General features: G+C 68.2%; 19 protein-coding genes. 7 read left to right on the top strand and 12 right to left on the bottom strand.

Features of this window, described 5'->3' with window-relative positions:
* Positions 1 to 5: 5 nt before the first annotated feature.
* Entirely contained in the window at positions 6 to 1,037 is a 1,032-nt protein-coding gene (locus bpln_RS01860; RefSeq protein WP_123863398.1) for a transporter, read from the bottom strand.
* A gap of 491 nt (positions 1,038 to 1,528) precedes the next feature.
* The gene (locus bpln_RS01855) at positions 1,529 to 2,557 is read right to left on the bottom strand and encodes a hypothetical protein (RefSeq protein ID WP_055137951.1); all 1,029 of its coding nucleotides are present in this window, start codon (positions 2,555 to 2,557) and stop codon (positions 1,529 to 1,531) included.
* 123 nt (positions 2,558 to 2,680) lie between these two features.
* Here bpln_RS01855 and bpln_RS01850 point away from each other — a divergent pair, with 123 nt between their 5' ends.
* The 4 genes from bpln_RS01850 (at position 2,681) to bpln_RS01835 (ending at position 9,758) form a co-directional block, all read left to right on the top strand.
* A complete protein-coding gene (locus bpln_RS01850) occupies positions 2,681 to 3,532 on the top strand; it encodes a M15 family metallopeptidase (protein ID WP_042623708.1) in 852 nt (283 codons plus the stop codon).
* A 265-nt stretch (positions 3,533 to 3,797) separates the two neighbouring features.
* A complete protein-coding gene (gene tssM / locus bpln_RS01845) occupies positions 3,798 to 7,679 on the top strand; it encodes a type VI secretion system membrane subunit TssM (protein WP_055137950.1) in 3,882 nt (1,293 codons plus the stop codon).
* Entirely contained in the window at positions 7,676 to 8,668 is a 993-nt protein-coding gene (gene tagF / locus bpln_RS01840; RefSeq protein ID WP_042623706.1) for a type VI secretion system-associated protein TagF, read from the top strand. The genes tssM and tagF overlap by 4 nt, the downstream gene beginning before the upstream one ends.
* Positions 8,669 to 8,672: 4 nt before the next feature.
* A complete protein-coding gene (locus tag bpln_RS01835; RefSeq protein WP_148653922.1) occupies positions 8,673 to 9,758 on the top strand; it encodes an OmpA family protein in 1,086 nt (361 codons plus the stop codon).
* Between the two features lie 116 nt (positions 9,759 to 9,874).
* Here the strand turns inward: bpln_RS01835 and tssA are convergent, their stop codons facing one another.
* The 9 genes from tssA to bpln_RS01790 all read right to left on the bottom strand — a co-directional run bounded on the left by tssA (position 9,875) and on the right by bpln_RS01790 (position 20,728).
* Entirely contained in the window at positions 9,875 to 11,017 is a 1,143-nt protein-coding gene (gene tssA / locus bpln_RS01830; RefSeq protein ID WP_055137949.1) for a type VI secretion system protein TssA, read from the bottom strand.
* 92 nt (positions 11,018 to 11,109) lie between these two features.
* Positions 11,110 to 13,779, bottom strand: coding sequence for a type VI secretion system ATPase TssH (gene tssH / locus bpln_RS01825; RefSeq protein WP_042623704.1), 2,670 nt, complete (start codon positions 13,777 to 13,779; stop codon positions 11,110 to 11,112).
* Positions 13,780 to 13,846: 67 nt separating this feature from the next.
* Positions 13,847 to 14,944: a type VI secretion system baseplate subunit TssG gene (gene tssG / locus bpln_RS01820; protein WP_055137948.1), complete on the bottom strand. Its 1,098-nt coding sequence runs from the start codon at positions 14,942 to 14,944 to the stop codon at positions 13,847 to 13,849.
* Positions 14,908 to 16,746 carry a type VI secretion system baseplate subunit TssF gene (gene tssF, locus bpln_RS01815; protein WP_042623702.1) on the bottom strand — a complete coding sequence of 613 codons (1,839 nt, stop codon included), beginning with the start codon at positions 16,744 to 16,746 and terminating at the stop codon, positions 14,908 to 14,910. Before tssF ends, tssG begins: the two co-directional genes overlap by 37 nt.
* 86 nt (positions 16,747 to 16,832) lie before the next feature.
* Positions 16,833 to 17,315 (bottom strand): type VI secretion system baseplate subunit TssE, encoded by a 483-nt coding sequence (tssE, locus tag bpln_RS01810; RefSeq protein ID WP_055137947.1) that lies wholly within the window; start codon positions 17,313 to 17,315, stop codon positions 16,833 to 16,835.
* A gap of 75 nt (positions 17,316 to 17,390) precedes the next feature.
* Positions 17,391 to 17,894 (bottom strand): Hcp family type VI secretion system effector, encoded by a 504-nt coding sequence (locus bpln_RS01805; RefSeq protein ID WP_012734481.1) that lies wholly within the window; start codon positions 17,892 to 17,894, stop codon positions 17,391 to 17,393.
* Between the two features lie 77 nt (positions 17,895 to 17,971).
* A complete protein-coding gene (gene tssC, locus bpln_RS01800; RefSeq protein WP_042623700.1) occupies positions 17,972 to 19,462 on the bottom strand; it encodes a type VI secretion system contractile sheath large subunit in 1,491 nt (496 codons plus the stop codon).
* 14 nt (positions 19,463 to 19,476) lie between these two features.
* The gene (gene tssB, locus bpln_RS01795; RefSeq protein ID WP_042623699.1) at positions 19,477 to 20,016 is read right to left on the bottom strand and encodes a type VI secretion system contractile sheath small subunit; all 540 of its coding nucleotides are present in this window, start codon (positions 20,014 to 20,016) and stop codon (positions 19,477 to 19,479) included.
* A 43-nt stretch (positions 20,017 to 20,059) separates the two neighbouring features.
* Positions 20,060 to 20,728: a tetratricopeptide repeat protein gene (locus bpln_RS01790; protein WP_055137946.1), complete on the bottom strand. Its 669-nt coding sequence runs from the start codon at positions 20,726 to 20,728 to the stop codon at positions 20,060 to 20,062.
* Between the two features lie 369 nt (positions 20,729 to 21,097).
* Here bpln_RS01790 and tssJ point away from each other — a divergent pair, with 369 nt between their 5' ends.
* From tssJ to icmH, 3 genes are all read left to right on the top strand, one after another.
* Entirely contained in the window at positions 21,098 to 21,715 is a 618-nt protein-coding gene (tssJ, locus tag bpln_RS01785) for a type VI secretion system lipoprotein TssJ (RefSeq protein ID WP_042623697.1), read from the top strand.
* A 102-nt stretch (positions 21,716 to 21,817) separates the two neighbouring features.
* Complete coding sequence (gene tssK / locus bpln_RS01780) at positions 21,818 to 23,164, top strand: type VI secretion system baseplate subunit TssK (RefSeq protein ID WP_042623696.1); 1,347 nt, start codon at positions 21,818 to 21,820, stop codon at positions 23,162 to 23,164.
* Positions 23,161 to 23,946: a type IVB secretion system protein IcmH/DotU gene (gene icmH, locus bpln_RS01775; protein WP_042623695.1), complete on the top strand. Its 786-nt coding sequence runs from the start codon at positions 23,161 to 23,163 to the stop codon at positions 23,944 to 23,946. The genes tssK and icmH overlap by 4 nt, the downstream gene beginning before the upstream one ends.
* Before the next feature lie 243 nt (positions 23,947 to 24,189).
* On the opposite strand, the gene bpln_RS01770 is transcribed toward icmH, so the two are convergent.
* Positions 24,190 to 25,377, bottom strand: coding sequence for a GGDEF domain-containing protein (locus bpln_RS01770; protein ID WP_055137945.1), 1,188 nt, complete (start codon positions 25,375 to 25,377; stop codon positions 24,190 to 24,192).
* Positions 25,378 to 26,008: the final 631 nt, after the last annotated feature.

The following is a 26,008-nucleotide window of genomic DNA, read 5'->3' as shown; positions in this document are numbered from 1 at the left end:
CCGCGCTAACGATCGCCGCGCCGCCGGAACGCCCACCACGCGGCGAGCGCCGTGAACAGCGCGACGAACAGCACCATCAGCCAGAAGCCGTGCTTGTTCTCGGCGAGCGGCACGCCGCCCACGTTCATGCCGAAGAAGCCGGCGATGATGTTGATCGGCAGCGCGATCACGGTCACCAGCGTCAGCGTGAACAGCGTACGGTTGTTCTGTTCGTCGAGGCGCGAGGTGATCTCTTCCTGCAGCAGCTTGATCCGCTCGACCAGCCCGGCCAGATCGGCCAGCACCAGCGAGAACTCTTCGGTCGATTCGCGCAGCTCCTGCACGTCGGCGCCGAGCAGCCACGCGGGCGGCTTGGCGAGCAGCCGGAAGATCGAGCCCGGCTCGGGCGCGAGCATGCGCTGCAGGCGCGTCATGGTCCGGCGCATCGAGCCGAGCTGGTCGCGGTTCGCGGTGGGGCGCTGCGACAGGAAGCGATCCTCGATGCGATCGACGTCCACGCTCGCGCGCCGCACGATGTGCTGCATCACGTCGGCCTGGTCGCGCAGCAGGTGGATCAGCAGCTCGGTGGGCGAACGGAACCGCTCGCCCTGCCGCACGCTCTCGCGCAGCGTGTCGACCGAGCGCAGCGGCTTCAGGCGCGCGGTCACCATCATGCGGCGATCGACGTAGACCCACAGCGTCGAGACCTCGGCGGCCTCCATGTCGAGGCTGAACATCACGTCGTTGACGACGGCGCGCAGCACGCCGTCCTGCTGCTCGATGCGCGTCGAGTGCGAACCCTCGCGCAGGAATTCGTAGAACGTCTCGGGCAGGCCGAGGTTGGCGCGCATCCAGCGCTCGCTCGCGCCGTGCGCGAGATTGAAGTGCAGCCACTGGAATTCGCGCGGCGCGTTGCCGTCGGCCACCTCCGGCTGCAGCAGCGCGCCGGTCCCGGCCGCGTCGACCGGCACGCCGGCCGCGTCCGGCGCGAAACGGAACGCGCAGACCATGCCGGACGTGTCGGCGCCGTAGGTGGGAATGATCATCTCTGGTTTCATCGACTGTCCTGCGAATCCTTGCCCTGCCCGTCCTGCCTTGCCATGCCCATGCCGCTCACGGCGCATCCCTGATATGTCGCCGATCCACATGTCACGGTGATGGCGCGTCACGCCATCGTCATCGACGCGTCGCGCGGGGACGACGGGCGGGCCACCGGCGCGGGCGGCCCGCGCCGGGCTCCGGCGTCACCGGCCATGCCCGCGAAGGCCCGCCGCGAGCGTGACCGCGCGCCGGGCGGCACCGGCTTCGAAGCATAGCGAAAGATGCGGACAACCGCGAATGAATCCGCCGCGCGGCGCGCGTGGACGGCCGCGCGCCATCGCACGAATGACGGGAAGGCGGGAAGCGGGAAGCCAACAACGTGGCGGGGGAAACGGCTCGATAAACGATGGCGGTACCGGCGACCGGCGGCTGCGGAAGAACGCCTCGCCTCGTCATGAACCCGCGGGCGCGCGGCCGGCGCGATACCGGCCATTCGCATCCGGATCGATCAGGGCTGGCGGTTCTGGTTCGCCGAACTCGGGCAGGCCGGATCCTTGCCCCAGTGGCCATCACACACGCGCCAGCGGCACAGCTGGTCCTCGAAGAAGCCGCGCTGGCCGCATTCCTTCACACGCGCGGCAAGCGTGGCCTCGTTCGCGGCGACCTTCGTGACGGCGGCCTTCTTCGGCCTGGCCGAAGGCGGCGGGCCGGGATCGGCCGGCTTGGTGCGCGCCACCAGCGCCGCGAGCAGGTCGGCGTCGGGATCGTCGTGGTGCGTGTTCGCGGTAGCGGGATGGCGCTTCGCGGCCGCCTCGAGCTGGCGGTCGTGGCGCTTCTTCGCGGCAAGCTCCTGCCGCTCCTGCTGCTTTTCCTGTTTCTCGCGCCTGGCCTCGGCCAGCTTCTCGGCCTTCGTCTTCGGCTTGTCGCCTGCGGCGTCGTGCTTCGACGCGTCGGCCTTGCCGGCGACGGTGGCCGCCGCGACCGTCGCGGCCGCGCCGGCGCCCGCGAGGGCCGCGCCGCCGGCGGTGTTCGAATCGGTCGCGCCGTTGGCGAGCGCCTGCGACAGCCGGTTGCCGGGCGTGCCGCCCGCACCCGAGGCGCCAGCATCGGCGGCCGGTTCGTCGTTGACGATGGTCGCCGTCTGCGGCGTCGAGGCGGCCTGCGCGAGTTGCGCGTCGCTGGCCGACGTCGTCCCTGAAGCGGCACCGGAAGCCGCGGCAACGACGGCCGGCGCGGACGCCGCCGACGCGCCCGACACCGCGGAGGCGGACGACGCCGCGGTCACGGCAGGCGCCGCGCCCTGATGCGCCTGGATGCGCCATGCGCCCCAACCGGCCACCGCCACGATCGCGAGCACGATCAGCGCGAGCGGTCCCTTGCGGGAGCGCGAAGGCGCGGCGCTTTCGGCACTCTGTTGCGGCGACACACGCCCTTCGAGATTGGCGAGAATACGCGAAGCGTTCTGCCCGCCCTTCTGGCCCGGGTCAGAAAGCAGACTGGGTGGAGCTTTCCGATTTGAATCTTCCGGCGCACTCATTCAATGTCTCGTTGAATCCTGGTTTAATTCGCCGCAATAATATCGCCCGGCCGACTCGAAGCAGGCCTGATTCTAAGAGCAAGGCTTCTAAAAGACAATCGATTGTAAATTTCGGGGATTTCAGTGATTGCCGTCGTCCTGATCGCATATTTCGGCATCGCCGTGCTGGCCGCCGCCTTGTTGTTATTGCCGGGCGTGCGGGCCGGCCTGTTCGGCTCGGTCGCGCAGTTTCACGGAAGATTAAGCCGGCGCGTTTCCGATCGCGCGCAGCGCACTCGCGGCCACATTCTTAAATCGGCAAAATTTTCGCAGAACTCTTTAAATGATCTGCAAAATTTACTGGTCCGACGGCGCTTGCTGATTATTGGCGCGACAGGTATTCTTGCGACGCCTCCGTTGATCGCGATTGCGTTACGCGGTCGGCAATTATTCCAATACGACGACACCATACGCGTTCCCGACGAAAAGATCGCCGCGCTGCTGCAAGGCGAACAACTCGTCCCGCCGCTGCCGCTGCCGCCCGAAGTCTTCGCCACCCGCGAAGTCGAGCAGATCCGGCCCGCGCTGAAGGATGCGAGTCGCGACTGGAACTTGCTCGATCCGGATTTCCGCACGCGCTTGCTGCTCGTCTACAAGATCATGCACGAGCAGTATGGATACGAAATGGCGCTGCTCGAAGGCTATCGCAGTCCCGAACGGCAGAACCGGCTTGCCCAGATGGGCACGAACGTGACGAACGCGGCCGCGTACCAGAGCTATCACCAGTTCGGACTCGCGGCCGACAACGCGTTCCTGCGCGACGGCAAGCTGGTGATCTCCGAGAAGGACCCGTGGGCCATGCGCGGTTATCAGCTGTACGGTCAGGTCGCCGAACAGGTGGGCCTGACCTGGGGTGGCCGATGGAAGATGATGGACCTCGGACACGTCGAATTCCATAAACCCGGTTTCAAGCTGGGGCACCCGCCGCCGCAGTGACGGCGTCGCAAAACCTGAGGGCGGTATGGGGAAGATGAACGATAGCGCCGGCCGCCAGGCCGGTCAGCCACACGCCGGGGGGCGCCGCGCCGGACGCGCGGCCGCCGCCCGCACCCGCTCGCCGCAACCGGCCCGCGCCGCCCGCGCGCCGCACCCTCACGATTCCACCGGATACGCAGCGTGACGTCATCAGCCGCCGTCACACTGTCGGCGCGCCCGCGCCATCGCTTCGCCTCCTTGATTCGCACCGGAACCTGACCGTCCTATGCAACGCATCCTCAACGTGTTGACTCACCCGCGCACGCTCTCGATCCTCGGGTTCATCGCGCTCGCCGCGATCCTGTTCATCGCGGCGGACGCCCTGCAGATCAGCTTCGTGTGGCCGATCGCGATCCTCGCCGCGCTCGTCGTGCTGTGGCTGATCGTGAAGCTGATCCGGCGGCTGCGGGTGCGGCGCGCGAACCGCAAGCTCGGCGACATGCTCGAGGAACAGGCCGAGGTCGACAACCAGGTGGCGGCCACGGCCGCGCCGGTCGAGCCGGCCAAGCAGGCCGAGCTCGACACGCTGCGCACGCGCCTCGTCGACACGGTCAAGACCATCAAGAGCTCGAAGATCGGCCAGGTCTCGGGCGGCTCGGCGCTCTACGAGCTGCCGTGGTACATCGTGATCGGCAACCCGGCGGCGGGCAAGAGCAGCGCGGTGATCAACTCGGGCCTGCAGTTCCCGTTCGCCGACAAGAACAGCGCCGTGATCCACGGCATCGGCGGCACCCGCAACTGCGACTGGTTCTTCACCACCGAGGGCATCCTGCTCGACACCGCGGGCCGCTACTCGGTGCATGAGGAAGACCGCACCGAATGGCTCGGCTTTCTCGGCCTGCTCAAGAAGCACCGCCCGAAGGCGCCGATCAACGGCATCATCGTCACGGCCAGCATCGCCGAGCTGACCGGCAGCCGCCCCGAGTTCGCCATCAACCTCGCGAAGAACCTGCGCCAGCGCGTGCAGGAGCTGACCGAAAAGCTGGAAGTGTTCGCGCCGGTCTACGTGATGTTCACCAAGGCCGACCTGATCACCGGCTTCACCGAGTTCTTCAGCAGCAGCGAGCGCGCCGAATACGACCGCGTGTGGGGCGCGACGCTGCCCTACGAGCCCGACGAGAAGCGCGACGTGGTGGCCCTGTTCGACGAGCGCTTCGAGGAGCTCTACGAGGGCCTCAAGGAGATCAGCGTCGCGCAGCTGTCGATCAGCCGCGGCAACATCCTCTCGCCGGGCCAGCTGAGCTTCCCGCTCGAATTCGCCTCGATCAAGCCGACCCTGCGAGCGTTCCTGGCCACGCTGTTCGAGAACAACCCGTTCCAGTACAAGCCGATCTTCCGCGGCTTCTACTTCACCAGCGCGCTGCAGGAAGGCGAGACCAACAGCGCGGCCGCGCAGCGCATCGCCACCCGCTTCGCGCTCGACGGCGCCGCGCTGCCCAAGCCGCACAGCGCGTTCTCGAAGAACGGCTTCTTCCTGCGCGACCTGTTCTCGAAGGTGATCTTCGAGGACCGCAAGACGGTGCGCCAGTTCGCGAGCCCCGCCAAGACCCGGATGCGCTACGTGACGTTCTTCGCGTTCGTCGCGGCGCTCGCGCTCGCGCTGGGCGGCTGGACCTGGTCGACGATCGGCAACCAGCAGTTGGTGGCCAACGTGCAGGCCGACCTCGACAACATCGCCAGGCTCGAACAGAACCGCAACGACCTGCAGTCGCGCCTGCAGGCGATGGACATCCTCGAGGACCGCATCGAGCAGCTCGAGCAGTTCCGCCACGACAAGCCGATCGCGGTCTCGCTCGGGCTCTACCAGGGCGACCGGCTCGAGGAACACCTGCTGACCGAGTATTACAACGGCGTGCGCCAGATCATGCTCGCGCCGGTGGCCGACAACCTCGCCTCGTTCCTGAAGGACGTGAACGCGCATCCGGACCAGCTCGCGCCGATGACGCGCACGCCCGAATCGGGCGCGGTGCCGGTCTCGGACAAGACCGCGCTGGCCAGCCGCGCGCAGGGCGGGCTCTATAACGACGCCTCGCCGACCAACGTCGAGGACGCCTACAACGCACTGAAGACCTACCTGATGCTGTCCGACAAGCGGCACGTCGAGCAGGCGCACCTGACCGACCAGATCGCGCGTTTCTGGCGCGGCTGGCTGGAAACCAATCGCGGCAACATGCCTCGTGACGAGATGATCCGCAGCGCCGAGCGGATGATCACGTTCTACCTCTCGCGCGTGCAGGACAACGACTGGCCGATGATCGACGCGAACCTCGCGCTGGTCGACCAGACCCGCGAGAACCTGCGCCACGTGGTGCGCGGCATGCCGGCCCGCCAGCGCGTCTACGAGGAGATCAAGGCGCGCGCCTCGACGCGCTACGCGCCGATGACCGTCGCGCGCATCGTCGGCGACGACAACGCCTCGCTGGTGGCCGGCAGCTACGCGATCCCCGGCACCTTCACGCGCGACGCGTGGTTCGACTACGTGCAGCCGGCGATCCGCGACGCGGCCACCAAGGAGCTGCAGGCCAAGGACTGGGTGCTCAACACCGCCTCGCAGGACGACCTGACGCTGGAAGGCAGCCCCGAGCAGATCCAGAAGGTGCTGGTGGGCATGTACAAGACCGAGTACGCGCAGCACTGGCAGAAGTTCATGCAGGGCATCGCGGTGCAGAACTTCGGCAGCTTCGGGCAGGCCGTCGATGCGATGAACCGGCTCGGCGACCCGCAGGATTCGCCGATCCGCAAGATCCTCGAGACCGCCTACGAGCAGACCTCGTGGGACAACCCCTCGCTCGCCAGCGTGACGCTGAGGAAGGCGCAGACCGGCGTGGTGGGCTGGGTCAAGCAGTGGTTCTCGCGCCAGCGCGGCGGCCAGCTCGCGGCCAACATCGACATCAACGGCAATCCGGTGGACGTGCCGATGGGGCCGATCGGCCAGGAGTTCATCGGGCTCGGCCGGATCGTGCAGACCCACGACGGCGGCCAGTCGATGCTGAAGGGCTACATGGATTCGCTCTCGAAGGTGCGCACGCGCTTCAACGTGATCAAGAACCAGGGCGACCCCGGCCCCGGCGCGCGCCAGCTGATGCAGCAGACGCTCGACGGCAGCGGCTCCGAGCTGGCCGATTCGCTGAAGTACGTGGACGAGCAGATGCTGACCGGCCTGACCGACTCGCAGCGCCGCTCGCTGCGCCCGCTGCTGGTGCGCCCGCTGATGCAGGCGTTCGCGGTGGTGATCCAGCCGGCCTCGGTGGAAGTCAACAAGGTCTGGAACGCGCAGGTCTACCAGCCGTTCCAGGCGTCGCTGGCGAGCAAGTATCCGTTCTCGCCGGGTGCCAAGGTCGAGGCCGCCGCTTCCGAGATCGCCCAGGTGTTCGGCCCGGACGGCTCGATCGCGAAGTTCGTCGGCACCACGCTCGGCCCGCTCGCGGTGCGCCGCGGCGACACGCTGACCGCTCGCACCTGGGGCGACATGGGCCTCGCGCTGACGCCGGACTTCACCGGCGGCTTCGCGAGCTGGGTCGCGCCGCTGGCGGGCGGCGCCGCCGCCAGCAGCGCCTCGTCCGAACCGCAGACGGTGTTCCAGATCCTGCCGCAGCCGAGCAGCGGCACGACCGAGTACACCATCGCGATCGACGGCCAGCAGCTGCGCTACCGCAACACGCCGCCGCAGTGGACCAACTTCGTCTGGCCGAACCCGTCAGGCTCGCCGGGCGCCACGCTCACCGCGACCACCTTCGACGGCCGCACGCTGCAGCTCGTCAACGAGCCGGGCCGCTACGGGCTGGAGAAGCTGATCAACTCGGCGCAGCGCACGCGCCGCCCGGACGGCACCTTCGACCTGACCTGGACGCAGGGCAGCGTGAACGTGTCGGTGACGATGCGCATCATCAGCACCTCGCAGCCCTCGGGCGGCGGCAGCGGCGGCGGCGATGCCCCGCAGCAGCAGAGCCTGCGCGGCATGCACCTGCCCTCGTCGGTGGCGAACACCAGCGCGAGCGGCGCCGTCAACGCGACGGCACAGGCACCGGCCGGCACGTCCGGCGTGACACCGGCCGCGGCCGCCGCGGGCACGGCCGCCAATGCATCGAACGCACAGGGGGCGCAATGACGCAAACGGTCCAGGCGCAGATCGCCTACTTCGGCAAGATCCCGTCGCGCGGCGACTTCGTGAAGAGCGCGCACAACCCGCAGCTGCTGCAGACGCTGGACAGCTGGATCGCGCAGGCCATGGAACTGCTGGCCGACGACCCGCGCTGGAAGATCGTCTACGAGAGCGCACGGCCGATGCATTTCGCGTTCATCGGCACGCGCAGCAAGCTCGCGATCGCCGGCCACATGGTGGCGAGCCACGACGCCTCGAACCGGCGCTTCCCGTTTCTCGCCGCCACCGCGCTCGAGGTCGACCGGCCGCTCACCTTCGTCGCGCGCAGCCCGCTCGCGTTCGCGCGGCTCTGGCAGCGCGCCGCCGCGCTGATGCGCCCGCTGCTCGGCCGCGACGAGCCGCCCGGCGCGCTGCAGGCGCTCGGCGACGCGCAGGTGCCGATCGACACCGGCGGCCCCGGCAGCGCGCACGACGGCACCTTCAACGATTTCGTCGAGCACCAGTCGCTGTTCGGGCTCGAGCAGATGCTGCTCGCGAGCGGCCATCCGGTGAAGCTGCGCGGCGCGATGCTGGCGCTCGGCTCGCTGCTGCGCCCGGTGATGCAGAGCGGCTCGTCGCACATCGAGCGCGGGCTCACGCTGCCGCTGCCGGTCGATCCGTTCTATCGCAGCCTGGTGGCCGCGTTCTGGATGGAGCTGATCGCGCCGTTCGTCTCGCAGGCCGATTTCGAGCTGGCGATCTTCATCGGCACCATCGCCGAGCGCGAGCGCCTGATCATCGGCTTCAACGGCGCCTCGGCGCGCACGCTGCACAGCGTGGTCGACCCGCAGACCTATTCGCAACACAACATCGACATCGACGACCCGGAATGGGTCGATGCCCATGCGCAACACGATCCCGCGACCAGCAAGCTCATCAGCTACCTCGAACAACCGCAACTGTCGCTGCGCGTGGCGATCGACACGTTCCGCGAAGCCTTCGTCGGAGGGGCCTGACGCCATGACGACCTCCGCGTTCCCGCCGCGCCCGCGCCACGTGGCCACCACGCTTGCCACCCTCTGCGCGCTTGCCGCCGGCGCCGTGTTCCGCGCGGGCGGCCTGGCCCTGCTTGCCGTGCCCGCCGGCGCGTTCGCCGACAACGCCGGCCCCGCCACCGTGACGCGCGTGGACCCGAGCGGGGTGGCCGTGCGCAGCACCGTGATCCCGCCGTCGGGCGCGCCCGCGCAGGCACCGTCGGGCGGCCTCAGCGCCCCGCCGCCGGCCGAGGGCGGCACCAGCCAGAACGGCACCGTGCTGACCGGCACCAACGTCGCGGGCGGCGCGGGCGCCGGCCCGGTGACGGGCGCCGGCACCGGCGCGACCGTCTCGGCGCCGCCGCAGGCCAGCGCCACGCCGGGGCAGGTCGTGGTGGGCGGCAAGGTGCCCGACGAGGCGACCAAGGCCGCCGTGCTGCAGAAGCTGCGCGACACCTACGGCGCCGGCAACGTGGTCGACCAGATCGAGGTGGGCGACGTGGCCACTCCGCCGAACTGGAGCAGCAACGTGCAGAAGCTGATCGGCCCGCAGTTGAAGCAGATCAGCAAGGGGCAGCTGCGCATCGACGGCACCTCGATCGACGTGAAGGGCGAGGTCCGCAACGAGGCGCAGCGCCAGCAGGTGGCGAGCGACATGGCGAACCAGCTGAACCCGACCTACACGATCCGCAACGCGCTGCGCGTGAGCGCCTCCGAGCAGGGCCTGCTCGACCAGACGCTCGCCAACCGCACGATCGAGTTCGAGACCGGCAGCGCCACGCTGACGCCGCAGGGCCGCGCGATCCTCGACCAGATGGCCGACGCGATGGGCCGGATGGCGAACCGCTCGGTGGCGATCATCGGCCACACCGACAACTCCGGCAACCGCGCCTCGAACATCGCGCTGAGCCAGGCGCGCGCCGACGCCGTGAAGGGCTACCTGGTGGCGAAGGGAATCCCGTCGCAGCAGCTGTCGACCACCGGCGTCGGGCCGGACCAGCCGATCGCCTCGAACGACACCGCCGACGGGCGCGCGCGCAACCGGCGCATCGAGTTCCGCGCGGGGCAGTAGGCGCGCGGGCGGCAAATCAGGCAGTCAGCGACAACGGCGCCGCCGGGTGGACACCCGCGGCGCCGTTGTCATTTGCGGCGATGCTGAAGGGCAGCCGGGCGTGGACGCCCGCCCCCTCAACCGTTCTCGTCGCGCTTCACCCCGAGCAGCTCGCGCAGATGCGCGAGCGAGCCGTCGTCCTTCACCACCGATTCGAGCCACAGATGCAGCGGCATGTCGGCCCATTCGGCCGCCTTGTCGGCCAGATAGGCGACCGGGCTGTGCGGCTCGGTGGCGCGGAAGTACCTGGCCACGGCGCGCAGCTGCTCGACCGCCTGCGCGCGGTTCTGGATCCCGGCGATCACGATCGGCGCGGGGACGTGGACGGCGACGGGCTGGGCGGTGGGCATCGGCGTGAGCGGTTCGGGCGTGAGCGGGGTCTTGAAACTCGGTTCGCTGCGTTCGATCGGGCCGCCCTGCGCGACGGGCGGCGGCGGCGCGACGGGCTGCGCGTCGGGCGAATAGCCCTGCTCCCGGGCGAAGCGCTCGGCCAGCAGGCGCACCGAATCGTAGGCGTCGCGCGCCTGCCGGAAGCTCGGCGCGGCGTTGCCGGCGCGCCGTTCGAGTTCGTCGTCGAGCGCGTCGAGCGCCGCGCGGAACGCACTCAGGCTCGCCAGCAACCCGGCGTAGAAACCCACCGAGGTCATCCGCTTCGAGGCCTCGATCTGTTCGACGGCGGGCTTGTTGCGCGCGATCTCGCCGGCGTTGTCGGGGTCGCGCCGCACCGCCTGCGCGACGTGCTGCGCCACGTCCCAGTCGAGCGCGCTGTAGGCGCTGCCCGAGCCGTCGGTGAGCGGCACCATGCGCAGCAGCTCGGCGGTGCGGCCCGACAGCCAGCCGACGTTGCCGAGCCGGTATTCGATGTCGTCGCCTTCCGGCAGCGGATGAACGGTGTCCCACCAGGTGCGGCAGAGCCCGGCCAGCAGCTCGTAGCCCTGGGTGAGCCCGGCCACGCCCTCCTGGATGCCGAGCGCCTCGGTGAGCCAGACCGCGAGCCTCAGGTCCTTGGTGCGCGTGCCGAGCAGCGCGACCGACTGATCGACCACGAAGCCCCAGTCGGCCTCCTTGATCTCGGTGATCCACTCGCCCTGGTCGAGCGAGGGATCGTCGAACTTGCGCGCGTGCTGGATCGCGTCGAATTCGGACGAGAACAGCAGGTCGTCGCCGCAGGGCGACGCTTCGTTCAGGGGCGCGAGCAGCGCATTGACGTGAATCGGCATGGTCGTCGTGACAGCTGGATGATCGGTGAGGCGGCGCGCGCGGCGCGGGCTCGATGGGCCCGCCCGCCGCGCGCGCCGCGCGGGTTACGGCCTTACTTGACGGTGTACTCGAACTCGCCCGCCTCGCTCGCGCGCACGGCGATACGCTCGATCGCGCTGCCCTCGGCGAGCCGTTCGAGCACGTGGCCGGCGACCTCGGGCAGCAGCGTGCCGTTCAGGATGTGATCGACATTGCGCGCGCCCGAATCCACCTCGGTGCAGCGCGCCAGCACGGCGTCCACCAGCGACTCGTCCCATTCGAAGACGGCCTTGTGGTTCGCCTCGATGCGCCGCGCGATCCGTTCGAGCTTCAGCTCGATGATCTCGGCCAGCACGTCGTCCGGAATCGGATAGTACGGCACCACCTTCATGCGGCCGAGGAAGGCCGGCTTGAACGCCTTGTAAAGCGCCGGGCGCAGCGTCTCGGCGAGCGCGTCAGGCTCGGGCAGTTCCTCGGCCGGCTTGTTGAGGCAGGCCTGCATCACCGCGGTCGAGCCGACGTTCGAGGTCAGGATGATCAGCGTGTTGCGAAAGTCGATCTCGCGGCCTTCGGCGTCGTCCATCGCGCCCTTGTCGAACACCTGGAAGAACATTTCGAGCACGTCCGGGTGCGCCTTCTCGACCTCGTCGAGCAGCACCACCGAATACGGATTGCGCCGCACCGCCTCGGTCAGCACGCCGCCCTCGCCGTAGCCGACGTAGCCGGGCGGCGAGCCCTTCAGGCCCGACACGCTGTGCGCCTCCTGGTACTCGCTCATGTTGATGGTGACCATCTTGCGCTCGCCGCCGTACAGCACGTCGGCCAGCGCCAGCGCGGTCTCGGTCTTGCCGACGCCCGACGGCCCGACGAACAGGAACACGCCGCGCGGCTTGTCCGGATCCTCCAGCCCGGCGGTGGCGGTGCGCACGCGCTGCGCCACGGCGTCGAGCGCGTGGTCCTGGCCGATCACGCGCGCGCCGAGCAGCGTCTTCAGGTTCATCACGGTCTCGATCTCGTCCTTGACCATGCGGCCGAGCGGAATCCCGGTCCACGCGGCGACGATCTCGGCCACCACGTGCGCGTCCACCTGCAGCGGCACCATCGGCTCGACGCCCTGCACCGCCTTCAGCGCGGCCACGCGTTCGGCCAGCTGCGCGCGCACCGCGTCGGCGTCGATCCGCTCGCCGTCGGCCGAGGCCTCGCGCGCGGCGTCGATCCGTGCGCGCAGCGCGACGATCTCGGCGACGATCGCCTGCTCCTCGGCATGGCGTGCCTCGGCCGCCGCCAGCGCGGCCAGATCGGCCTCGCGCGCCTCGCCCAGCGCGGCGAGCCGCTCGTCGTGCGCGGCACCGCCCGCCACCTCGCGCTCGAGCGCGGCGATCTCGGCAGCCGTGCGCTCGAGGCGCTTCTTCAGGTCGTCGATCGCCGCCGGCGTCGCGCTCTGCGCCAGCGCGACCTTCGCGCAGGCGGTGTCGAGCACGCTGATCGCCTTGTCCGGCAGCTGCCGGCCGCTGATGTAGCGATGCGACAGGCGCACCGCCTCGGTGATCGCGTCGTCGAGGATCCGCACGTTGAAGTGGCGCTCCATCAGCCCGGCCATGCCGCGCAGCATCGCGGCGGCGAGCGGCTCGCTGGGCTCCTCGATCTTGACCACCTGGAAGCGCCGCGCCAGCGCCGCGTCCTTCTCGAAGTATTTCTTGTACTCGCTCCAGGTGGTGGCCGCGATGGTGCGCAGCTCGCCGCGCGCGAGCGCCGGCTTGAGCAGGTTGGCCGCGTCGTTCTGGCCGGCCTGGCCGCCCGCGCCGATGATGGTGTGGGCCTCGTCGATGAACAGGATGATCGGATGCGCGCTCTTCTTGACCTCGTCGATCACGCTCTTCAGGCGGTTCTCGAACTCGCCCTTCACGCTCGCGCCGGCCTGCAGCAGCCCCATGTCGAGCACGTGCAGCGCCACGCCCGCGAGCGGCGGCGGCACGTCGCCGGCGGCGATCCGCAGCGCCAGCCCTTCCACCACGGCGGTCTTCCCGACGCCGGCCTCGCCGGTCATGATCGGGTTGTTCTGGCGGCGCCGCATCAGGATGTCGATCGCCTGGCGGATCTCGGCGTCGCGGCCGATCACCGGGTCGATCTTGCCGTCGCGCGCGCGCTGCGTGAGGTTGGTGGTGTAGGTGTCGAGCGCGGGCGTCTTCGACGGGCCGCCCGCGGCGGCGCCCGCGGCATCGGCCTCTGGCCCGTCGTCGTGCGCGGCCTCGGCGCCGCGCGGCTCGGCCTCGTTCGAGCCGGCCGTGATCTCGTCGAACTTGTGCTTGAGGTCGGTCACGCGCACCTGCGCGAACTGCGGCGACATGCGCTGCGCGAACTGCGCGAGATCGGGCGCGCTCAGCAGCGCGAGCAGCAGGTGGCCGGAGCGGATCCGGCCGATCTGCGCGTCGAGCGAGGCGATCAGCCAGGCCTGCTGGAACAGCTCGCTCAGATGCACCGAGAACACCGGCGTGCGCGTGTTGCCGCTCCTGAGCGTGTCGAGCTCGCGCTCGAGGTCGCGGCGCAGCGCGTGCGGATCGACGCCGCTCGCGCGCAGCACCACCGGCATGTCGCCCGAGGTCTCGTCGAGCAGCGCGACGAACAGATGCTCCAGATCGACCTCGTAGTGGCCGCGCGCGAGGCATTGGCTGGCCGCGCGTTCGGCCGCCTTGCGGCAGGTCGGGTTCAGTTTCGCAATCAGGGTTTTGAGGGGCGTGCTCATGACGTCGGTCGCTCTCGGGTTCGCTCGGTCGTTGGATTCGGGGGCTTGGCCGGCTCGGGCGCGGCGCTCAGTGGATCACGTGCAGCTCGTAGCGCGCGTCGGCGCGATCGTGCCGCGCCTCCTGCGTGCAGAGGAACGCGTCCCAGCCGAGCCGGCCGCCGGTGTTGAGGATGGTCGGGCCGACCTCGGCGCGCTTGAGCACCAGCCGGACCTCGTATTCGAGCGTGACGCCGGCCAGCAGCGTCAGCATCCGCTCCAGCGCGACCGCGCGGTCGCCGCCGGGCAGGAACGCCTCGTAATCGCGCTTCGACAGCGGGCCGACCACCAGCCTCGCGCGCATGTCGCGCTGCCAGACGCGCTCGCCCACCAGCGCGGTGGCGCCGAGCGTGGCGTTGATCTCGCCGAGCACGCTCAGCTGGTCGGGCGGCACGTCGTACCACTTGCCGACGAACTGCTCGACGCGGATCGCCACCTTGAAGTAGTCGGACAGCGTGCGCTGCAGGTAGGCGGCCGATACCGGCCGGTGCCGCGCGGCGAGCGCATGGCCGGCGATCGCCTCGTCGATCACGGCGCCCGTGCCTTCCTGCATCGCGCGCCGCGCGCCGCGATGCGACACGCCGGCCAGCGCGAGCAGCAGCGGCAGGTAGCGCTCGTCGCGGTCGAGTTCGTAGTGCAGCGGCAGCCGGTACTTCTTCCAGGCCGAATAGAACAGCGCGGTGGCGCGGTTCGAGAACACGTCGAAGAACGCGCGCGCCGCGTGATCGCGCTTCAGGTGCTCGCGCGCCACCACCTGCTCGGTGTAGTGGTGCGGCAGCGCGCCCTGGCCGCCCAGCAGCCCGAAGAACGCCGGCATGATCGACACGCGGTCGATTGCCTCGCCGTCGATCGCGGCCGCGCGCGCCTCCTCGGCCACGCGCTCGCCGGCCGCGTCGAACGACTGCGCTTCCTCGATCTCGCTCGGCGGGAAACCGAGCGAGATCGAGTTGCGGAACGCCACGCGCCGCTCGACGATCTCGCCGGGCCGCAGCGCATCGGGCTTCTCCGGGTCGCGCCGCGCGAACCAGGTTTCGAGCAAGCGCACCGCCTGGAAGAACTCGAAGCGATACGGCTCGTCGAGGAACTGCCCGACTACGCCAGGATCGATTCGCCGCTTCGCGGTTGGCATCGCATGATCTCCTCGCCGGTGCGCTTGGACACGACGATCAGTTGCACAAAGCTGTTGAGGTGGACGTACAGCCCGAAGAACGTGTCGAGCATGCGCGCGAACGCGGCCAGGCTGGTGCCGACGAAATGCTCCTCGTCGATCGTGAGGCGGATCTCGATGCCGCGCACGAAGGTCGCGAACGGCTTGCCGGGCAGCCACTGCACGGCGCCGCGCTGCTCGACCGCCACCAGCCCGTCGATGTGGCGCGTCGAGACCGCCGAGCGGCGCAGGTCGTAGAGCGTCAGCAGCTCCTTGAGCGGCGCGAGGCCGTCGGCCACCAGCGAGACGTGGTTCAGCGCGAGATGCGAGATCAGCCGCCAGTGCGCGGCGCGCCCGCGCGCGAAGCGCACGCTCGCGGTGGGCCGGCGCAGCATCGTGATGTCGCCGAAATCGGCGCCGCCGTCGGCGAACAGGTCGCCGCCCGCGAGGCCGGTGGCGAGCCCGGCCGGCAGGTCGCGGTTGGTGCAGGTCAGGCGCAGGCTCAGCGTGTCGGTCTGCGGCGCGGACGGCTCGAAATCGATGTCGACGATCGACAGCTCGGTCTCGTAGCCGGGGCTGTGCTGCGCGACCCACTCGTTGCGGCGCGCGAACCAGTAGTGGCCGACGTGGCCGGCCTCGCCGTGGTGCAGCGAGTAGAACGGCCGGAACTCCACCACCGCCTCCTCGTGCGCGGTCTGGCGGACCAGATGCACCGAGTCGATCGAATAGACCTCGTAGGCGAACGCGCGGCGCGCCTCGGCGATCACCGGGTACGCCACGCTCTGGTGATCGACGCGGATCGGCTCGCCGTTCTGCTTGAACAGGTTCACCACCGGCGTGCAGAACAGGCGCAGGTGCGTGGCGCCGAGCATGTCGAGCAGCCGCGCCACGTGCGAATCGCTGCGCACGTCGCTGAGCACGATGTGCAGCGTCAGGCGGTGGCACGGCCCCGCGCGGCGCACCATCGCGGCCAGGTCGAAATCGACGAAATCGAACTTGTCGGGAAACGCGAAGTATTCGGTCAGCAGCCGGTAGGCCGGATGCGAGCGCGCCGGATAGTCGATCAGCGCGTCCTGTTCGTCGAAGCCGGCCTGCGTGACGGGCGAGCGGCGCAGCGCGGTCCAGCGGCCGTTGCGCTCGGGCTCGACGTAGGTGGCCAGCGTGTTGATGAACAGGCAGTCGGCCAGCGCGGCGACGAACGACTGCTCGCCGTGCAGATGCGCACGCAGCGTGTCGAGCTTCAGCGCGCCGAGATCGAACTGCGGCGCGAGCGATTCGAAGGTGATCGAGATCACGCCGGTGGCGTTGCCGGGCAGCACGGTGGCGGCCGGCGCGGCGGCGATCGACGCGTAACGCGCCTCGCTGACGCGGATCGGCGCGATCGTCACGTCGTAGGCGGTGCGGAACTGGCACTGCACGCCGCGGATCGCGCGGCTTTTCAGCTCGGTGCCGCGCGCCACGCGATGCGGCGCGGTCAGCTGCGAGACCGCCGAGGTGGGTGCGAACTGCGCGATGGTGCAGGACGGGAACGGCCGCAGGTAGTGCGGATAGAGCACGTCGACGAGCGCCTCGGTGAACTCCGGGTAGTCGTCGTCGAGCTTCTTGTTGATGCGCGCGCCGAGCAGCGCGAACGATTCGATCATGCGCTCGACGTGCGGGTCGTCGCAATGCTCGCCCGTCATCGCGAGCCGCGCCGCGATCTTCGGATAGCGCCGCGCGAACTCGTGCGAGTAGCGCCGCAGAAACGACAGTTCGCGCTCGTAGTACGGCAGCAGCTCTTCCATCCTGATCCCCGAGAAGCCTGGCGCCCGTCCACCACCGGCGGCCGGGCCTGGTCGCCGTCGCGCCGCGCGCGGCGAAACGATTGAATTTATGTCTTGGCGGCGCGGCCGCGCGTCACCGAATACTGCAGGGTGGACGGCTGCAGCATCGCGTCGAAACTGACGGGCTCCTGCGCCGGATGCACGACCAGCAGCGCCCGGATCGCGAAATTCAACGAGTTGGTCGATTGCTCGTTGAGTTCGAACGATACCGCCACCTGGCGCAGGCGCGGCTCGTGCCGGTCGATCGCCTGCTGGATCGACTTGCAGATGAACGCGCGGTCGTAGTGACTCGCGAGGCTCAGGCCTGCGAAGTCGTTGAGGCCGTAGGTCAGCACCGACTGCTGGCACTGCGGCAGCGCCGTGAGGTCGTCGTCCGTCAGCGCGATGCGCGTGTTCAGGATCGATTCGACGTCACGGGCGACGGTGTTCTTCAGTTCGTCCAGCGACAGTTGCCGCATCGCGGGCGAGGCCGGCAGATGCGGTTCGTCGTCGAACAGCTTGTCGAGGAAACTCGGCTCGAAACGTTTCATGGAACGGCGGGCAGCGGTGAAGCAGGACGCCGGGCGGGGCAGCGCACGCCTCGCCCGGTGGGTGTCACGACGCGCTCAGACCGCGTAGGTCTTGTCGTTCTTCGTGAGGCTCCAGGCGCCCTGCGTGTTGCCGCCCTGGTTGCCGCCGATGTTCTGCTTGGTCTGCTTCCACTGCACCGCGGCGTACTTCAGCGAGAACTGCTCGACCGGCAGGCCTTCCTTCTGCACGCTCGGCGTGACGCTCGAGATGATCACGTACTTGAGCTTGATCTCGAGGTACTTGACGCGCTTGCCGTCGCCGTCCGAACGCATGAAGTCGATCGACACCTCGTCGAACGTCGTGCCGCCCGATGCGTGCTGGTACAGCAGCGGGCTCGCCATGTCGAGCTCCTTCGTGAACACCATGTCGCTGTGTTCGCAGCGCTCGGCGGTGTGGCCGCCCGAGGTGGACGAGGTGGCCGAACGCGGCTGCGTGACCGACCAGTCCCACGACTTGAGTTCGATCCAGCCCGAGTGGTCCTTGTCCTGCGACTCGCCCTTGATGGCCGGATTACCGAAATTGAGATAGATATCTAACATGACGCATCGACTCCCCAAAGAGGTGGTTTTCCCATTTCTGCCCGGGCGGCCCGCCCGGGCGACTTCGACTCAAACGCTCATGAATTTGCCGACTTGGGCAGATCCGCGACCAGGCGCAGCGAGATCGAGAGTTCGTCGAGCTGGAAGTGCGGACGCAGGAACGCGACCGAACGATACGAGCCCGGCTTGCCCGGAATCTCGGCCACCTGGACCGACGCTTCGCGCAGCGGAAACTGCGCCTTCTGTTCCTGGGTCGCGTTGTCGTCCAGCAGCACGTACTGGGAGATCCAGCGATTCAGGAACGATTCCACGTTCTGCGCGGAGGCAAAGCTGCCGATCTTGTCCCGCATCATCGCCTTCAGGTAGTGCGCGATGCGCGATACCGAGAAGATGTACTGGAGCTGAGCGGACAGCACGGCGTTCGCGTTCGCGCTGTCGGTGTTGTATTTCTTGGGCTTCTGCACCGACTGGGCGGCGAAGAAGGCGGCGTAGTCGGAGTTCTTGCAGTGGACGAGCGGAATGAAGCCGAGGTCGCTCAGCTCCTTCTCGCGACGGTCGGTGATCGCGATCTCGGTCGGGCACTTCAGCGCGATCTCGCCGTCGTCGGTCTTGAAGGTATGGGTGGGCAGGTCCTCGACCAGGCCGCCGCCTTCCACGCCGCGGATCGCCGCGCACCAGCCGAAGTCGTCGAACGCGGCGGTCAGGCGCGCCGCGAACGCCCAGGCGGCGTTGCACCACAGATATTTCGAATGATCGGTGCCGTCGACGTCCTCGACGAAGTTGAAGCTCTCGGCGATCTGGCCGTCCTTCGGATGGAACGGCAGGCGGCCGAGGAAGCGCGGCAGCGTGAGGCCGACGTAGCGGGAATCCTCCGCGTCGCGGAACGACTTCCACTTCGCGTATTCGACCGTGTCGAACACCTTGCCGAGGTCGCGCGGCTTGCCGAGATCGGCGAACGATTCCAGACCGATCAGCTCGGGCGAGGCCGAGGCGATGAACGGCGCGTGCGCGGCGGCCGCCACGTGCGACATCTGCTCGATGAAGTACATGTCCTCGGGCTGGCGCGAGATCTCGTAGTCGCCGATCAGCGCGCCGAACGGCGCGCCGCCGAAGGTGCCGAACTCTTCCTCGTAGACCTTCTTGAACAGCGCGCTCTGGTCGAACTCGGTGGCCGCCTTGAAGTCGCGCACCAGCTCGCGCTTCGGTGCGTGCATCGCCTTGATCTTGATGGTCGAGCCGGTGTTGCTCTCCGAGACCAGATAGTCGAGGCCGCGCCAGGTGCTTTCGAGGCGCTGGAATTCGGGCGCGTGCATCACCGCGCTCATCTGCGCCGAGATCAGCCGGTCGAGCTCGGCCACGCGCGCGTCGATGGTGGCCGACAGGTTGTCCGAGACGATCACGGTGCCGTCGAGCACCTGATGCACGAGTTCGCCGATCAGGTCCTTCGCACGCGCGTGCTCGGATTGCGATTTGGCCACCTTGCTCTTCTCGACGATCTCGTCGAGAAGCGATGTTTCGGCGCCCTCGAGGGCGCCGGACTGCTGGGCCGCAGCCGTTTGCTGGTTCATCTCACCCCCGTGGCTCATTCGCCGCTGTGCTTGCCGTCGTCCGGCTTGCCGTCCACCTCGCCCGACTGCTTCGCGAGCGCCTCGAGCTGCTGCGTGTTGCTGAGCACCTCGCTCAGCAGATCCTCGAGCTTGTCGTTGCCGGCCAGCTTGTTGCGCAGGTCGGCCAGCTTCGAGCGCGCCTCGATCAGGCGGCGCAGCGGATCGATCTGGTTGACCACCTGGTCCGGATCGAAATCGTCGAGCGAGCGGAACTTCAGGTCCACGGCGAACTTGCCGCCGTCCTCGCTGAGCTTGTTCTCGACCTGGAAGGCCGCGCGCGGCTCGATCGCCTTCATCACGTCGTCGAAGTTGTCGCGATCGATGTTGACGAACTTGCGGTCGCGCAGCTTCGGCATCTCGACCTCGGACTGCCCGGCCAGGTCGCCGACCACGCCGACCACGAACGGCAGTTCCTTCACCTCGATCGCGTCGCCGCGCTCGACCTCGTAGGTCAGCTGCACGCGGGGCGGCCGCACCTTTTGCAGGCGTTTCTGGATACTTTCTTTTTTCGCCATGACGGCTCTCCCGATAACGTGTGGTGGTGGACGTGCGGGGTGCTCAGCGCAGCGCGCTGAACGGGTCGGCGCCGCCCTTGGCCGGTGCCGGTGCCGGTGCCGGTGCCGGTGCCGGTGCCGGTGCCGGCGCGGCCGGCTTGGCGGCGTCGGCGGCCGGCGCGGCGGCGTTCGCCGCCTCGTGCGTGACGCGCTTGCGGTAGACCTTGCGACGCTTCGGCTGCGGCTTGTCGGCCTGCTGCTCGGGCGGGAACAGCGCGTCCTCGCCGAGCGTGTCGCGCAGCTGCTTGGCGAGCACCAGCGCGTCGGACTTCGCGTCGCCGGCCAGCGACGAATCCTGGCGCAGCTCGCTCAGCGACTCGGTGGCGATGCGCAGGCCCGCCACGGCCAGCACGCTCTTCGACTGGCGGTCGGTGTTGTCACGCTGCAGCGCTTCCTGCGCCGCGACGATCGCCTGGCCGTAATGGCCCTGCTGGAACTGGATCTGGGCGATGCGCGCCCACGGCTCCTCGCGCGTCGGATCGGACTTCGCGAGCTGCTGGTAGAGGCCGATCGCCTTGTCCTGGTCTCCCGCCTTCGCGACCGCGTCCGCGTCGTCGAGCGACTTGTTGAACGCGTCGGGCGTCGGCGGAGCCGGCGGCTGCGTTGCACAGCCGGCCATCACGCCACATGCCATCACCACTGCGGAAAGTTTTGCGAACAGTCGGTCTTTCATCGTTTTATCACCGGGCGCGGAGTTTTAAATCGTCGAGTTTCAGTAGTTTTGCTTTGATGCTAGTGCGCGGGTATAGTACCGATCAATTTTTCATAATTCAATGACTGCGACGCGAGCGCCGATTTAAATCGGCGCTGAGGCCCGCCGGATATGGCTGAACACAATCCCTTCTGCAAAGTGGATAGTAATTTGACGGGCAACATTTACTTGGATTTTCGTAAATGCGACTGAATTGAAGAAAAAATTTCCGAACGATTGATGCGAGTTGCGGGCAGCCGTTACCGGGTGCTGGACGGACCCGCAACATAAACCACACACGCTACCCAGGCATTTCTGACAGGAACCGACTCGCGTCGCCCTCGATCCACGATGACTCCGTTTCTCTCCCGCCTCGCGCTGCCGCTCGCGGCCTGCGCGCTTCTGGCAGGCTGCGCGGCGGCGGTGCCGCTGCTCGGCTCGGCAAGCAGCGCCGCGCTGCAGATGGTCGGCATCGGCAAGCCGGACGTGCCCGACGCCCAGAAGCCGCCGCGCAATCTGGGCGTGACCCTCTACGCCGCGCCGAACCTGAACGCCGCCAACGACAACAAGCCGCTCGCGTTAGTGGTAAGGCTCTACACGCTGAAGGATCCAACCTCGTTCCAGCAGGCGCCGTTCGACGCGTTCACCGATCCGGCCAAGGAAAAGGCCGCGCTCGGCGCCGACCTGCTCAGCGTGCGCGAGGTGACGCTGATTCCGGGGCAGCACTACAACGCCACCGAAAAGGTATCGCGCGAGGCGCAGGCGTTCGGCATCGTCGCGCTGTTTCGCGCGCCCGCGCTGCAACGCTGGAAACTGGCATTCGATCCGGCGAAATCGGAGAAATCCGGCATAATCATCGGCCTGCACAACTGCGCGATGACCGTGACCGGCGGCAACGTCATCGCGCCGCAACAGGGCATGCCGGTGCAGCAGCTCAATATGCTGTCGTCGGTAAGCTGCGGTGGCTGACGGACTCGATGACGATTCAAAGTCAATTAGACAAGTTTGACATTTACGTGACGCGGCGCGCGATTAACCACGGCCGCCACGTAATCACATTCAGGGTTTGAGATGAGTTATTCGGCCAAGGTGCTATGGGGTGAAGGCCTGTTTCTGCGGCCTCAGCACTTTCAACGTCAGGATGCCTATCACGAGGCGCGCCTGTTCGAGTCCGTGCAGGCGATCCAGCCGTACAACTGGGGCGTGCGCTCGGTGAAGCTGGACCGCGACGCGATCAGCAGCAACGTGTTGCGGCTCTCCGAACTGTCGCTGATCTTTCCCGACGGCGCGCTGTACTCCGCGCCGCAGGCCGACGACCTGCCGCCGCCCGTCGCGCTCGACACGCTGCCCGAGGGGATCAACGAATTCACGTTCTATCTCGCGCTGCATCCGCTGCGCGAAGCCGGCTCGAACTACGTGGAAGACGCCGACGGCGGCTTCGCGAGCCGCTTCACGAGCGAGAACAACCCGATCGCCGACCAGTTCACCGACGCCGCCGAAGCCGACATCACGTTCCTGCGCACCAACGTGAAGCTGATCGCGCACAGCGAGCCGCGCGACCAGCTGCTCGCGATCCCGCTCGTGCGGGTGCGCCGCACCGCCACCTCCGGCTTCGAGTTCGACGACGCGTTCGTGCCGCCGTGCCTCGCCATCGAGGCCTCCGGCATCCTGATGCAGCGGCTGCGCCAGCTAATCGACGCGCTGCAGGCCAAGGTCAACGCGTTGTACGGCTTCCACCGCGAGCCGACCAAGAACATCATCGAGTTCCGCTCCGGCGACATCGCCTCGTTCTGGCTGCTGCACACCGCGAACGCCGCGTTCGCCTCGCTCGCGCACCTGTACCAGCATTCGGCGCTGCATCCCGAGCGGCTGTTCCAGGAGCTGCTGCGCCTGGCCGGCCAGCTGATGACGTTCTCGAAGTCCTACGCACTCGCCGACCTGCCCGCCTATCGCCACGACGATCCCGGCCCGCCGTTCGCGCGCCTCGACACCATGCTGCGCGAGCTGCTCGAGACCGTGATCTCGACGCGCTACTTCGCGATCACGCTCGAGGAAGTGCGGCCGTCGTTCCATATCGGCCGGCTCGACTCCGGCAAGATCGACGACAAGACCGAGTTCTACCTCGCCGTGTCCGCCGACATGGCGTCGGTGGAGCTGGTGGACGCCGTGCCCGCGCGCTTCAAGGTCGGCGCGCCCGACGACGTCGACAAGCTGGTGCTGTCCGCGATGCCGGGCGTGCGGCTGTCGTACACGCCGCAGGTGCCGCCCGCGATCCCCGTGCGCCCCGGCGCCTGCTACTTCGCACTCGACGCGCGCAGCCCGCTCTATGAGCGCATGCTGCAATCGCAGTCCGCGATGATCTACGCACCGTCGGGCATCAACGACCTCAAATTCGACCTGATCGCCGTCACATCATGAGCTACGCGCCCTCCCTGTTCGGCGGCAACACGCCGCCTCCCGCCCCGCATTCGGCCTCGTCGACCGACGCCAGCTTCCAGGCGCGTTCGCTGCTCGACCTGCTGTATGACGGCTTCTTCATGATGTTCCTGCTGAAGAACGGCCGCGAGCCCGGCGAGGCCAACGAGTTCCGCACCCGGATCCAGGAGTTCCTCGCCGATTTCGAGCGCGGCGCGAAGAAGCTCAACGCCGGCGCCGACGACGTCTATGCCGCCAAGTTCGCGTTCTGCGCCGCGATCGACGAGGCCGTGCTGTCGTCGCAGTTCAAGGTGCGCGCCGAGTGGGAGCGCCGGCCGCTGCAGCTCGTGCTGTTCGGCGAGCAGCTGGCCGGCGAGAAGTTCTTCCAGTACCTCGAGGAATGCCGCGCACGCGGCGCCGCGCGCCTGCAGTCGCTGGAGGTGTTCCACATGTGCCTGCTGCTCGGCTTCCAGGGCAAGTACCTGCTCGAGGGGCCGGAGAAGCTCGCCTACCTGACCGCGCGGATCGGCGACGAGATCGCGCAGATGAAGGGCAAGCGCGCGCCGTTCGCGCCGCACTGGGCGCTGCCCGACCAGATCGCGCACCGCCTGAAGCGCGAGGTACCGCTGTGGGCGATCGGCGCCGTGTTCGCACTCGTTGGGCTGCTCGCGTTCATCGGGCTCAACGCGTACCTGCGCGACCACACGCTGAAGGCGCTCGCGCCGTACTCGCAGATCATCAAGGTCGGGCCGGAATCGGCGAATTTGACGATTTCGCTGCCTTGAGGGCGATCAGGGCCGGTTTGGCGGGTTGAGGCCGGGCGGCTGCCGGGGCGGCGGCTGTCTGGCCGCCCGGATCACGGCAGCCCGAGGTTGTATCCCGACGGCGGCCTTGCGCCGTCGCGTTGGTGTCGTTGCCCTTCTTTTCTTCTCTTGCTGGCCGGCTGGCCGCGCGCTTCATGCGTTCTTGCGTGCGCTGCCTGCCCTGCCCCGTTCGCCGTGCGTCCTGCGCGGCGGCTTTCCCGACATTCAAGCCGATTCGAACTGCGCGATCGCCGATTGCGACAGGCCCGCGTGTGCGCAGACGCGGTTGCGGCCCGAGATCTTCGCGTCGTAGAGCGCGCGGTCGGCGCGTGCCGACAGCTGTTCGAAGGTTTCGCCCGGCATGCGGCTCGCGAGGCCGCCGCTGGCGCTGTACGAGCAGAGTCCCGCCGTGGTTTCCACCGTATGCCGGTTGACCTCGTCGCGCAGGCGGTCGGCGATGCGCAGCGCGTCCGAGAGCGTCGTGCGCGGCAGCAGGATCGCGAACTCCTCGCCGCCCAGGCGGCCCAGTGCGTCGCCGCCGCGCAGCTTCTGCAGCATCAGCTCGGCGAATTCGCGCAGCACGCTGTCGCCGCCCGCGTGGCCGTAGGTGTCGTTGATTGACTTGAAGTGATCGAGATCGATCAGCAGCAGCGACAGCGGGGTGCCGTCGCGTTCCGCGTCGCGCACGCGGGCGCGCGCCACCACCTCGAAACGCTGCCGCGACAGCGCGCGCGTGAGGAAGTCGTGGTCGATCACGCGACGCGCGGCCTGCTGCATCGAATCGTGGACCATCATGATCGCGCACATCGACATTACCGGCATGATCGCCGCGCCCACGCAGAGCAGGCTGATGTTGAACGTCGTCAGGTACACCTGCGCGCCCGCCGGCCCCGGCAGCATGACGAAATAGGCGCCGCGCAGCACCTGGCTGATCGCGAACAGCGTGGCGAAACCCGCGGTGGCGACGTAGGGGTAGCGCGACTGGCCCGAGCGATAGCGCCGGATCACGATCGCCGCAATCGCGAAGCAGACGATCGCCGTGTAGAGCGTGGTGATGCCCACGCGCATCGGGATGCTGTCGGCCACGTAGTGCCAGTAGACGAGGGCCGGCAGCGTCAGGCCCGTGAGCAGCCCGAGCCAGGGCCAGCGCGGCGGCAGGTCGAGGAAGCGCGCGTAGCCGGCGTAGAGCGTGACGCCCGACAGCACGAACATGCCGTTGCCCAGCACCACCGTGAAGACGTCGGGAATCCGGCCGCGCGCGAGCAGCAGCGCGAGTGACAACGACAGCAGCAGATTCGCCGCGAACCACTCGCGCACGCCGGCCACGCCGGTGCGAACCAGCGAGCCGAGCAGCACGAGCATCACGAGCCCGAACAGCGCGGTGGTAGCCAGAGCAACGGTGATGGCGGACATGGCAGGGGCGGATACTCGGCACGGCGGCGGACGGCGCGCGGTACACGGACGGATCGACGGAGACCGGAATTTAACAGCTTCGGGAAAAATCGAATGTGAAATAGGATGGCGCGCGGCGGGGGTTGGCGCGGCTGGGACGGCACGAAAAGGTTTGCGGGGCGGGGGTGGGGGGTGGCGCGATGACGTGGGAACGGTTCCGGGATTGAAGGTTGGGTGACGCCGGGCGGCCAGATTGCAGGACTGGCGTGGGAAAGCGGGCGGCTTGGGGGTGTTGCGCGGTGGGGTTGGAAAGCTGCGGGGAGAATACGGGTTTATCCCTAGACGGGGATTTACCATTTTTGTCACATTGGTGTGGTGAGAAAGGTGAAAGGGGAAGAAAAGGGACGTGGGAAATCGATGTGCTCCCCGGATCTCCGGCATTCGTCGGGCCTGACGCCGCGGCGGGCCATCCGGGCACGACACGCGTTCCGAGTACCGGAGGGCGAGCCGGACGGTGCCAATCTTAACGTTTTCAGTACAAACATCTTTCAGTAATCGCAAGTGCCTCATCCAGGACAACGATTGACACCACGAGACGGCAAAGTCATCAATATCCGCTTCATTCATCATCAAAGGACCACTTCGGTTTTTG

Source organism: Burkholderia plantarii (genome assembly GCF_001411805.1).
Lineage (GTDB): Bacteria > Pseudomonadota > Gammaproteobacteria > Burkholderiales > Burkholderiaceae > Burkholderia > Burkholderia plantarii.
The sequence above is the reverse complement of the archived record's forward strand: the minus strand, read 5'-3'. Positions and strand labels throughout refer to the sequence as shown.